Here is an 11,354-nt window from a genome sequence, read left to right on the forward strand (position 1 = left end):
CAATATTGAAAAATATACTTATGATGATATTTTCGAAAGGGAGGCTTTTTAAAATGGGTGTATTAAGTGGAAACCCTCAAAATGAACCTTTACATTATGGAGAGGTATTTGATATTTGGAGTTATCTTCTTGCCACACAAGGAGCTGTTGCCGGACATCAAGTGTTTATGAATCACACAGGTGATGAAGATTTAAAGAAGTTTTTACAAAACTTAATTGAGAATGATATGACCCCTGAAATAGAAGAGCTAAAAACCCTTTTAAAGGTAAATGGAGTGGCTTTACCACCAGCACCTCCAGAAAGGCCGGTTGCTTCTATTGAAGACATTCCTCCTGGCGCACGCATCAACGATGCAGAAATCGCAGCAGCCGTTGCAGCAGCTCTTGCAGCAGGACTAGTAACTTGTAGCCAAGTTATGGGAAAATGCCTTCGAGAAGATGTAGGCATGCTTTTTGGACAAATTCACATGAAGAAAGCACAAGCAGGAGTAACATTACTACGTTTAAGCAAGAAGAAGGGGTGGATAGTTCCTCCACCATTACATGTTCGAAATTCTGAACAAGCTTAAAGATAAAAAAGTGGCCAAGGGCCACTCTTTATTTCAATTTATCAGTTCCATCTTCTACTTTTCTAGATGTACTTTCTCTTTTTATTCTAGAATAATCTACATACTCGTCAGAAATCTCCATAGCATATTTATCGTGACCAATAGTAGTGGATTCTCGTGAACCCTCATTCGCATGTAAAACAACTTTCTTCATATAGATATGAAAGAATATTTCTGCCACACCAATTAGCAAAGCTGCAAAAAAAGCAGATGCTCCAATATTACGAGTTAAATTTATATTTGTTAAAAAGTATGTTAATGCCCAAACTCCTACAAAACTCAAACCAAAATCAGCAATGGTAGCCACCATGTTTCCATACTTAGGTAAAATAAATAAATCTCCTATTAAATAGGATAATCCAGTAATTAATAATGAAATAAACAATATTCTAGGAATCGAAATACCTTGAAAAATCCCTAGTATCATCAATAATACAGCACTAATAGCGGTATATTTAATTAATAAGGCAACAATATGTTTCATCTGTATTCCTCCAATTCTTTAATCAGTATGTAAGAAAAAACGCCTTAATAAAAACGGGCTGTGCCTTCATAAAGCACAACCCGTTTCATCGTGTTCTGGAGGTCTGTGATACTCCTATGGCAAGCACTTTTTATTTCGCTCTCCTACACAATACTATTTTGTGAAATATATGTATTATTTATGCTTTAGTAAGCTGAAAAAACAATACCCAAAAAAGGAATATATATTTTTAGTTGCTTTTTAGCATATTAAAAACATAGGAGGTGATACAATATGGCAAACAATAATAGCGGAAGTCGTAATGAACTATTAGTTCACGGTGCAGAGAATGCAATCGATCAAATGAAATATGAAATCGCTCAAGAATTTGGTGTACAACTTGGTGCAGACGCAACAGCTCGTGCAAACGGTTCTGTTGGTGGTGAAATCACAAAACGTCTAGTAGCAATGGCTGAACAACAACTTGGCGGTGGAGTTAATCGCTAACTTTAAATATGCATGGATAAAAAGGAGAGACACATCGTCTCTCCTTTTTCATTATAATCTCTAGTATGTAAAGTTACTAAAAATATTATCCTCTAGAAAATTCTCATAAATTTTCGTAAATAAGCCTAGATTCATTGATAAAAAGGATCAAAGGGGGAGGGAATTATTTTTATGGAACGATAGAGCATTTCAGATACCGTTACACATTTATAATCATTATTTTTTAAATACCTCATGATACTTTCTAATGATTTAACTGTCTGAGATAACTGAGAAAATTCACTACCATTCCAATCATGGAGTAGAATGATATTACCAGGTTTAATACCTTTGGTTATATATTTAGAAATTTTGCTAGCTGCTGGATTTCTCCTATCTTGAGGATCCTGATGCCATGACCATAGAATAACAAGTTTCCCATTTTGTATAGCTGTATTAATAATTAAATCGTTGTGAAGGCCTCCGACTGGACGATAGAGAGTTGGTTTATAGCCAGTAATTTGCTTGATAATTTCATCTGTCTGATCTAATTCTGCTGTTAATTTAGCGGTAGTAATATTTTTATCATATATATGATTATAAGTATGATTAGCAATTTCGTGTCCCTCTTTTACTTGCCTTTTTAAAATAGCAGGAAACCTTTTAACTTTATTACCTGCTACAAAAAAGGTTGCTTTCGCATTGTATTTAGTTAAAATATCAAGTATTTGAGGGGTAAAAACAGGATGAGGACCATCATCAAATGTTATTGCAACTATTTTTTCCTTTGTGTTTACTTCCCAAATTACTTTCCCTGTTTTTTCATACTCCTTACGACTATCTGTAAAAGCATATATGGGTATTTGTGTGGAACAAAAAGAAATGATTAAAAGAATGAGGACTATCCAATTTTTTTTCATGAATAATACACTCCCATGAGATACAAGTGTGTTTAGTTTATGTAGTTATTATCAAATTATTTGGGGTAGCACCACATCCATCAACTTAAGAATTTTATAAAACCCAAAAAATGAAAAAATTGAGCTGAATGGTCATAAATAATTGTAGGAAGATAAAAATTTTGGTTCTGGTGCAAAAAAATAATGAAGAGTAAAAAGATTGAGTCATTCCTAACGTAATGACTGTTTATGCGGTAAGACCAAAGAGAATATTAATCAGTTGTATCTGCTTTTGGACAGACTTTTTCCCATGGAAAGTCTGTCCTTTTCTAAGTTCAATTTAGAGCTAATCTTGAATATATACCTTTTGAGTTTGCGCATTTTGATTGGTATCAAGGTACATCATTAGACGATGAAGATGCATTTCTTGCGAAGAAGTATCCAAGTGCAGCTGTAAGATTTTCAAACGAAACGTTTGTGAGATTACAAGAGGAATTGAAAGCTGAATTATTAACAATTGCTTTATAACAAAAGCGTTATTTTATAAGGACTGGCATTCTTTTAGTTTCAAATCTTTCGAATTCTATAGGACAATATGCAAACGTTGCTATAGGTTCTGAAGTTTCGTTTGTAAAAAAAGTGTGGTTAATTACTTCACCAGAAGAAGAATAAAAAGTAATTTTGGTTTTTGATATAGGAGGAAGCGTTATTACTAGTGGTTTACTTGTCATACTGATCAGCTCCTAAATTATTTGGTTTTATATGAACTTAATATGTATTCAATACATGTATATGAATTCATTTTATAAAGTTAGTACTTTGTGAATTGAGAAATTCAACAAAATAGTTATTTGAATACGGAAGAATAGATGATTTTGAAGAGATGGCCAGTCGATTAATTGACTTAGGTTATGAAGATGCAGCTAAAGAAGTGCTTCATATGAAATACACTATCCAACAATCACTTGTGCGAGTTGGTGTAATGAAAGTGAGACTGGATGGAGTAATGAAGGCTGTTGAATGGTATGAAAGTGGTATTGAGAATGTTGAGTTGGCGATAAAGAAATACAGGGGAGAAACTGAATAAAATCCTTATCTTGCATAAAAAAAGGCTAGGATTTCTCCTAGCAATCAACAAAAGGCTATGTCGCATGGGAAATAAGAAAAGATAATAAGCGTACTTACTCGCTTATTTCAAATGTAGTATATAACGTTTTTAAGGGGAAAAGTAAAAAATACAGCAATGTTTACAAATGTTTTACAGGGGCATGAAGATTTTGATAAATAATAAAATCTTAATTTGAAAATTAAAGAGCGCCTTGGAAGAAAGGCGCCCTATGACCAAGGAGTGTATCGAAAATGATACTAAATGATTAATAATGAGATGATCATGATTATTGTATATATGTTTCTAATGTATGTGCAGTCTTTATATACAATCAAAAAGAGCACGCATATAAGCATGCTCTTTGACAAGAAAGGTAGATTTCTATGAGTGGAGAGTCTCCATACAATAACGTATGCTTGTCCGGTTAAAAGGTGAAATTTTTTTTAATAAAACCTTTATTTAAATAAAAAGAGCGCTTTTTAAGGCGCTCTATGATCAAGATTTATATAAAAAGGTGACTATGATTATTGTATGTATGTGTTTAATATATGTGCAGTTTTCAAATAAAATCGTTATTTGAGAGAAAGGGAGAATGAGGATGGGATTAAGGCAGGCATATGAAATGGTTCTGGTGCAAAGATTGCATTTATTTGAAAGAGGTATATAGATTCCTAATGAAATCTATTCTTATGCAGCCATTCCGAATAGTTGATGAATAAACTTCATTTCATTTTGGACAGACTTGTCCCGTAAAATAAGTTGGCCTTTTTTAATGATATGCATGGCTTCTACTCCAGAAAGAATGGATGTAGCTGTGGAGAAAGATTTAAGACCTAGCATAGAACGGATTCGCTTCTTTATAAAGCGATGATCTTGTTCTACAATGTTATTAAGGTATTTTACCTGCCTTATTTGGATGTCCACAGGCATCTTTTTCTCTTTCTTCAACTCTTCAATCGCTATAGGGTAGGCTGGGTTTTTGTCTACTGTAATCACACGGGGCTTTGAAACATGAAAAGACTGCAAAGCTTTCTTGAAAAAACGCTTTGCAGCCCTATGATCTCTTGTTTTGCTTAAATGAAAATCAATTGTATTTCCTTTTGAATCAACAGCATGATATAGGTACATCCATTGACCTTTGACTTTCACATACGTCTCATCGACTCGCCAAGAATCATTGGTTGACTTAAGATGAACGTCGTACGCGCTTATCTAATTCGGGACCATATTGATGAACCCATCGCATGATAGTTGTATGAGCAAGGGATAGCCGGCGTTCTTCCATCATTTCGACTAAATCACGAAAACTGAGGTTGTACCGTAAATACCATCTCACGGTTAATAAAATAATATCCGGTTGATAATGTTTCAATTTAAATAGATTTTGCTTTTCCATACCAATCACATCCTTTTTTAGAGTACTAGTATCAGTATGTCCAAGTTTAGGAGGTTACTTACAAGCGTTTTGGAGTGTTTGCACCAGAAATGTTTTTCATATAAAAGTCATATCTGTTCCGCCTTTCACGCCTCGTAATATTTTTATCCTATACAATGAAACTCTCTTTTTCCTTACCCATTCCTTACAAATTTCTTACGTTCAAAATAGATTCTATTTATTAATATTATTTAAAATCTGCGATAAGATTTAATCTTAATTTAGTTGTTTTATAGAAATATTTCTGGTTTTTAGAAAATAATAATCGGAATATTCATTGTTTTCTATATTATTTTTAGAAAATAATCCCATTAATAGGAGTGTTATGATTTAATTGTTAGTCAATATCTCACTTTTAGAGCGTTAGTGTCTTTGAGAAAGTCTAAGCAAGCTATTGATTTCATTACCATCACAAACGAACTGCAAAAAAAGAATAGGATTGAAGAGGCGGGAGAAGTCTCGTATCCCACTCAATTAGTTTCTATCGTCCCTATTTAGTAAACTTAAGGAGCTCGTTTTTATGAAAACTACCGAATCAAAAAGTCTATGGGGAAATACAATTTATTTACAAGTTTTCTCTGCGTATTCACTGCTTATGCTCGGAGTATTTATTGACATGTTAGCCATTATGACCATTGTTAGTTTTGAATGGGAAGTAGACCCCACCATGATTGGATTAATTCCCGTTGCGTATGCACTTCCTGGGATTATATTTAGTTCATGGGCAGGCGTGATTGCTGATCGCTTTAGAAAAATTCCAATTATGATGTTTTGTAATCTAATGGTTGGTTTATTAACAATTGTTCTTTTATTTGTCCAAACTATTCATTGGCTTTTGTTAGCATTAATGGTTCGTTCCATTTTCACCGTTTTTTATTATCCTGCACAGCAAACACTAACACGACAGATTGTTTCTCCTGATCTGCTTACCAAAGCGGTAAGTATCAATGGGATAGTTGAGCAAGGAACCAAGATACTGGGCCCACTTATAGGAGGAATGTTACTGAGCTGGTTTCAGCCAGAGTTTTGTCTGATTATAAGGGCAATATGCTGCTTACTAGCTGCTTTGGTTCTGTTGCCCACAATAAGGTTACAGGAATCTCTGTCAAGAGAACATATAGAAAAGAAACAGCAAAGTACTTGGACTGCTTGGTTACAAGGCTGGGGTTATGTATTATCCAATCGGATGATATTATCAACCATGATTTTCTTTACAATAGCTATGGCAGTATTACAATTAGTAGACTCACAGTTCCCTACTTTATTTAAAAGCTTGTTCCCAAATGATAAGAGTAAAATGGGATACATCATTTCTATTATTGGTCTTGGGGGAATAATTGGCGCATTCTTAACTCAGAAATTAAAACATTTTCAATATGGTTGGGTAATATGTGGAGGTATTGCTTTAATGGGAATTGGCTTCGGGGGTATTAGTCTGATAACTCTGATAAATCCTGGTGCATCCCTCATTTTTGCCTATCTGATTAGTTTTATAGCTGGTATTGGAAGTGGACTTATGCTTGTATCCAATCAAGTCATTCTACAAATAGAATCTCATCAAGAACAGGTCGGAAGAGTATTTGGGATTCAAAGCAGTTTAGCAAATGCAGTCCTCATTATTTCTCCTGCTATGAGCGGTCCACTGGTTCACTTTTTCGGAGTAATTGAACTCTATTTTTATGTGGGTATTGGGCTCATCATCATTGGAGTAATTGGGGTTTCACTACAGAAATATATATGGGTTAAACATAAACAAGAACCTATAAGAGTAAATAATTTTTGAAGGGAAGATTTTTTATGGCCAATGAAGAATGTTATCCGTTAAGTCATCCACAGAGGAGAATATGGTATACAGAAGTTATTCATTCCGGTAAAGGGATATGTAATTTAAGGTTTTTGTTTAAACTTCATAGAAAAATGGATTATTCAAAATTAAATCGAGTTGTGAATCGTGTTATTAGTGAAAATGATGGTCTTTGCATCAGATTAAAAGAAAATGGGCATCAGGAACCTGAACAATATTTTATTAAACATGAAGAACAAGAATTTGAGTTTTTCGATTTCAGTTCCGTGGAGGATTCAGATTTGCTTGAGAAATGGATTGAGCAGAAAACAAAAGAAACGTTTACATTATTTAATTCGGATTTATACTATTTCGCTTTAATAAAATTAAACGATAATGAATGTGCAGTCTTTGGGAATGTTCATCATATTATCATGGATGGTTTATCAATCCAAATATTTACCAGTCAGATTGCAAAATATTATTATGAGATGCATAACAAGACTGAGGAAGGCGAAATTAGAAATTCATATGTTCAATTTCTGGCCAATGAACAAACATACTTGAATAGTATTCGCTTTCAAAAAGATCAAAAATTCTGGTTAGAGGAATTTAAAACAATTCCATCTGTGACGGGATTGAAGCCTTATAATACGTACCAAGTTAGTACCAAAGCATCACGTGAAACGTTTATATTATCGGAGCATTTGAAGAGAAAGATAGAGTTATTTTCTGACGATTATAAATTAAGTGTATATTCTCTTTTTGTTGCTGCTTTCTCATTGTCTATGTGTCGGTGGACCTCATCGCTTGATATTGCATTAGGAATGGCTTATGGCAATCGTATGACTAAAATGGAACGGGAATTAATTGGAATGATGGTGAGTACGGTTCCTCTAAGAATGGATATCGATCCAGAAGAAGAAGTACTTTCATTTATTGGTAGGGTGTCCAGAAAACAAAGTAAATCATTACGACATCAGAAATACCCATTTGATTTGTTATTAAAGCAGATTAATAAAGAGAATAACAGCAATGTTAGACTTTTCGGAACTACGATTGATTATAGAGATCGTGATGAAAGTGGTGACTCACTTTGGATTCCAAATGGTGAAGAAATGCAAGATTTTGCAGTACATATTGAGAATTTGACTGATATAGACTCTTTACAAGTACATATTGACTATCGTAAAGAGCTATTTTCTAAAGAAGAGATAAACCGCTTTTTTAAAACCATGTTAGCAGTAATAGAAAATACATTTAAAAACCCAAAGCAAAAGGTTTCTGAGATTGAAATTATTTCAGAAGAAGATAAAAGAAAAAGTTTAGTAGAGTTCAACAATCCTAAGCTTGATTTTCCACCTCAAGTAACTATTCATGAATTGTTCGAACAGCAAGCGATGATTTATCCAAATTCTATTGCAGTTACGTATGAAAAAGGAAAAGTTACTTATAGGGAGCTAAATGAACATGCAAATCAGTTAGCTCATTATCTGCAGAAAAAAGGAGTAGGACCTGATACTTTAGTTGGGCTGTGCGTTGAACGTTCTCTAGAAATGATTGTAGGTATTTTAGGGATTTTGAAGGCTGGTGGAGCCTATGTTCCACTTGATCCAACATATCCAGAGCAGCGACTTCAATATATTTTAGAGGATGCTGGCATTCAGTTATTCGTAACGCAAGAAAGTTTAAAAGAATTGAAATGGTTACCAGAAAATATTAAATCGATTTGCCTGGATCGTGATAGAGATGAGATTGGGCAAGAAAGTAAGACCTTCCCGTTTTCTGATGTAAGTTCTCAAAACCTAGCTTACGTAATCTATACTTCGGGATCAACAGGGAATCCAAAGGGCGTTATGATAGAGCATCACAATGTCATTCGTTTATTTAAATCGACGGATTGTTGGTATCAGTTTAATGAAAAAGACACTTGGACGCTTTTTCATTCTTATGCATTTGATTTCTCAGTATGGGAAATTTGGGGAGCATTATTATATGGTGGGAAATTAGTTGTTGTTCCGTACTTGATTAGTCGATCGCCCAAAGATTTTTATCAATTATTGGTGGAGGAAGAAGTCACAGTTCTAAATCAGACGCCTTCCGCATTTCGACAATTAATACAGGTGTGTGAACAAGAAGATGAGAATAAAAACTTGAATCTACGTTATGTAATATTTGGTGGGGAAGCGTTAGATCCTAGTAACTTGTTACCGTGGTTTCAAAGATATGGAGATAAGGACCCACAGTTAATTAATATGTATGGAATTACAGAAACTACCGTTCATGTTACTTATTCTCCGATTACTCAAGATGAGGTCCGGCACTCTTCACGAAGTAATATCGGAAAACGGCTTCCAGATTTAGAAGTGTATGTGCTAGATGCCAGTCAACAGCCTGTGCCTATTGGTGTAGCTGGTGAACTATATATTGGTGGAGCAGGACTTGCACGTGGGTATTTAAATAGACAGGAATTAACTGCAGAGCGCTTCATCCCTCATCCATTTAATAGTGAACCGGAAGCAAGGTTATATCGGACAGGAGACTTAGCGAGATTCTTGCCAGATGGGAATCTGGATTATCGTGGGCGAATTGATCACCAGGTGAAAATCCGTGGCTTCCGAATTGAGATAGGGGAAATTGAATCTACTTTAAACGTACATGCATCTATAAAAGAAGCTGTTGTGATTGTTCGAGAAGATCAGCCGGGTGATAAACGATTGGTGGCATATGTTGTAGGGAATGGGAATGTAGGTGCGTGGAGAGAGTATCTTAAAGCAAAACTACCGAGCTATATGGTCCCTTCAGGATTTGTAATGATGGAAGCTATTCCACTAACTGCTAACGGTAAAGTTGATCGTGAGGCCTTACCTATGCCGGAGGAAAAGCAGATTAACAGTGAAGCTGTTGCCCCTCGGAATAGTAACGAAAAGATACTGGCTACCATCTGGAAGCAAGTATTAGGTGTTAAAAATGTGGGGATCTATGATAATTTCTTTGAAATTGGTGGCGACTCAATTCTCAGTATTCAAATCATATCTCAAGCAAGTCAAGTGGGATTAAAACTTACTCCAAAGCAAATGTTTGAATGCCCAACCATTGCCGAGTTGGCACAAGTGGCTATAGAAACTCAGGGAGTACAAGCGGAGCAGGGAATTGTGACAGGAGAAGTGCCCCTTACTCCAATTCAGTACTGGTTCTTCGAGCAAGAACATTCACGTCCGGAGCATTGGAATCAATCGATGCTTTTAAGAGTAAAAGAGAGAGTGGACGTGAAGTTACTAGAAGGAGCGATCTTATACTTACTAAAACATCATGATGCTTTACGTTTCCGGTACGAACAGTTACCAAATGGAACGTGGAGGCAGAGAAATGAAGGGACTGATGAGCATTCTGTACTTCATGTGGTAAAACGGAACAAAGCTAATGAACAAGCGTGGAATAAAGTAATACAAGAAGAGATGAACATTACTCAAACTAGTTTCAATTTAGTTACAGGTCCGTTAATGAGAGTAGTTTACTTTGAGGACACCTTGTCTGGAAATGATCGAATATTCTGGGCGATTCATCATTTAGTAGTAGATGGAGTATCGTGGAGAATTCTATTGGAAGATTTACAGGCGGTATATAACCAGATGAAACAAGGTCAAGGAGTTCGCCTACCTGCGAAAAGTACATCTTTTAAAGAGTGGTCGGAAAGACTGCAGGCATACAGTGATTCGGGTATTTCAAAAGAAGTACAAGATTATTGGAATGAACGGGTAGAAAAAGAAACGATGAAAATTCCAATGGACTATCCAATGCAAGAAACAACAGAAGAATCGATTGATCAAGTGACGAGGACTTTAGGAGTAGAAGAAACACATGCATTGTTACAAGAAGTTCCGGTGACTCATAAAACAAGGATTAATGAGGTACTATTGGCGGCATTAGGACAAGCTATCGTCGATTTTACAAATCAGCAAACGGTTTCTATTCATCTAGAAGGACACGGGAGAGAAGAGATGGTTGAAGGTATTGATCTATCACGGACAGTGGGCTGGTTCACGAGTATTTATCCTGTTCATCTGAATTTTCAAGGAACTAAAACACCTATTGAAGGATTAAAGGCTGTAAAAGATCAATTGCGTCAAATTCCGAATCGTGGAGTTGACTATGGTATTTTACGTTACTTGAAAAAAGAATTACTTCCGTTTTATCAGCAAAAGCCTTCAATAAGCTTTAACTATTTGGGCCAATTTGATCAAGTTTTTTCAAAGGAATCTTTGTTTATGCAAGAGACAGGGTTTACATTTTTAGATCATGCTCCAGATTCCAAGCCATCTCATCTAATTGAGGTTATCGGTATGGTAAAAGATGAGAAGTTACATTTTGTTTGGATATATAGTAGAGAACAATTTTCTAGATTAACAATTCAAGCGATAGCAGATGGTATGTTGAGGCATCTTCGTCAACTTATAAATAAACCAACAACAGAGTCAGCTTTTACAGTATCAGATTTTGCTGATGCTGAGGATCTTACGGAAGAAAGCTTGAGCAAAGTATTACTTAAATTAACAAAGAAGAGGGTGTAAA

The 11,354-nt window shown here is 35.2% G+C and carries 9 protein-coding genes and 1 pseudogene; 6 read left to right on the forward strand and 4 right to left on the reverse strand.

Annotation, left to right across the window (positions count from 1 at the left end):
- The first annotated feature begins 53 nt into the window (after window positions 1-53).
- Complete coding sequence (locus NSQ08_RS28975; RefSeq protein ID WP_159146848.1) at window positions 54-569, forward strand: DUF3231 family protein; 516 nt, start codon at window positions 54-56, stop codon at window positions 567-569.
- Between the two features lie 28 nt (window positions 570-597).
- Here the strand turns inward: NSQ08_RS28975 and NSQ08_RS28980 are convergent, their stop codons facing one another.
- Window positions 598-1,092, reverse strand: coding sequence for a YndM family protein (locus NSQ08_RS28980; protein ID WP_340780537.1), 495 nt, complete (start codon window positions 1,090-1,092; stop codon window positions 598-600).
- Between the two features lie 273 nt (window positions 1,093-1,365).
- On the opposite strand from NSQ08_RS28980, the gene NSQ08_RS28985 reads away from it, so the two are divergent.
- Window positions 1,366-1,578 (forward strand): alpha/beta-type small acid-soluble spore protein, encoded by a 213-nt coding sequence (locus NSQ08_RS28985; protein WP_088004665.1) that lies wholly within the window; start codon window positions 1,366-1,368, stop codon window positions 1,576-1,578.
- Window positions 1,579-1,709: 131 nt separating this feature from the next.
- Here NSQ08_RS28985 and NSQ08_RS28990 read toward each other — a convergent pair whose 3' ends face one another.
- Entirely contained in the window at window positions 1,710-2,477 is a 768-nt protein-coding gene (locus tag NSQ08_RS28990; protein WP_340780538.1) for a polysaccharide deacetylase family protein, read from the reverse strand.
- A 515-nt stretch (window positions 2,478-2,992) separates the two neighbouring features.
- Entirely contained in the window at window positions 2,993-3,187 is a 195-nt protein-coding gene (locus NSQ08_RS28995; RefSeq protein WP_097809064.1) for a hypothetical protein, read from the reverse strand.
- A gap of 152 nt (window positions 3,188-3,339) precedes the next feature.
- Here NSQ08_RS28995 and NSQ08_RS29000 point away from each other — a divergent pair, with 152 nt between their 5' ends.
- Window positions 3,340-3,543, forward strand: coding sequence for a hypothetical protein (locus NSQ08_RS29000; protein ID WP_340780539.1), 204 nt, complete (start codon window positions 3,340-3,342; stop codon window positions 3,541-3,543).
- Window positions 3,544-4,251: 708 nt separating this feature from the next.
- On the opposite strand, the pseudogene NSQ08_RS29005 reads toward NSQ08_RS29000, so the two are convergent.
- Window positions 4,252-4,960, reverse strand: a pseudogene (locus NSQ08_RS29005) (IS6 family transposase).
- A 405-nt stretch (window positions 4,961-5,365) separates the two neighbouring features.
- Between NSQ08_RS29005 and NSQ08_RS30005 the strand changes: the two are divergent.
- Genes NSQ08_RS30005 through NSQ08_RS29015 form a run of 3 tightly spaced genes read left to right on the forward strand, consistent with a single transcriptional unit; the run spans window position 5,366 to window position 11,353 of the window.
- A complete protein-coding gene (locus NSQ08_RS30005; protein WP_002035044.1) occupies window positions 5,366-5,497 on the forward strand; it encodes a DnaB-like helicase N-terminal domain-containing protein in 132 nt (43 codons plus the stop codon).
- Window positions 5,498-5,519: 22 nt separating this feature from the next.
- On the forward strand, window positions 5,520-6,782 hold the full coding sequence (locus tag NSQ08_RS29010) for an MFS transporter (protein ID WP_016119225.1): 1,263 nt from the start codon (window positions 5,520-5,522) through the stop codon (window positions 6,780-6,782).
- A 14-nt stretch (window positions 6,783-6,796) separates the two neighbouring features.
- Window positions 6,797-11,353, forward strand: coding sequence for an amino acid adenylation domain-containing protein (locus tag NSQ08_RS29015; RefSeq protein WP_340780540.1), 4,557 nt, complete (start codon window positions 6,797-6,799; stop codon window positions 11,351-11,353).
- The last annotated feature ends 1 nt before the right edge of the window (window position 11,354 follow it).

Source organism: Bacillus sp. FSL E2-8887, from assembly GCF_038007205.1.
In the GTDB taxonomy this organism is placed as follows: domain Bacteria; phylum Bacillota; class Bacilli; order Bacillales; family Bacillaceae_G; genus Bacillus_A; species Bacillus_A mycoides.

Bases quoted from the DNA above. Each gene is read 5' to 3' on its own strand.
- NSQ08_RS28975 (WP_159146848.1), top strand. From the start codon at position 54: ATGGGTGTATTAAGTGGAAACCCTCAAAATGAACCTTTACATTATGGA.
- NSQ08_RS28980 (WP_340780537.1), bottom strand. From the start codon at position 1,092: ATGAAACATATTGTTGCCTTATTAATTAAATATACCGCTATTAGTGCT.
- NSQ08_RS28985 (WP_088004665.1), top strand. From the start codon at position 1,366: ATGGCAAACAATAATAGCGGAAGTCGTAATGAACTATTAGTTCACGGT.
- NSQ08_RS28990 (WP_340780538.1), bottom strand. From the start codon at position 2,477: ATGAAAAAAAATTGGATAGTCCTCATTCTTTTAATCATTTCTTTTTGT.
- NSQ08_RS28995 (WP_097809064.1), bottom strand. From the start codon at position 3,187: ATGACAAGTAAACCACTAGTAATAACGCTTCCTCCTATATCAAAAACC.
- NSQ08_RS29000 (WP_340780539.1), top strand. From the start codon at position 3,340: ATGGCCAGTCGATTAATTGACTTAGGTTATGAAGATGCAGCTAAAGAA.
- NSQ08_RS29010 (WP_016119225.1), top strand. From the start codon at position 5,520: ATGAAAACTACCGAATCAAAAAGTCTATGGGGAAATACAATTTATTTA.
- NSQ08_RS29015 (WP_340780540.1), top strand. From the start codon at position 6,797: ATGGCCAATGAAGAATGTTATCCGTTAAGTCATCCACAGAGGAGAATA.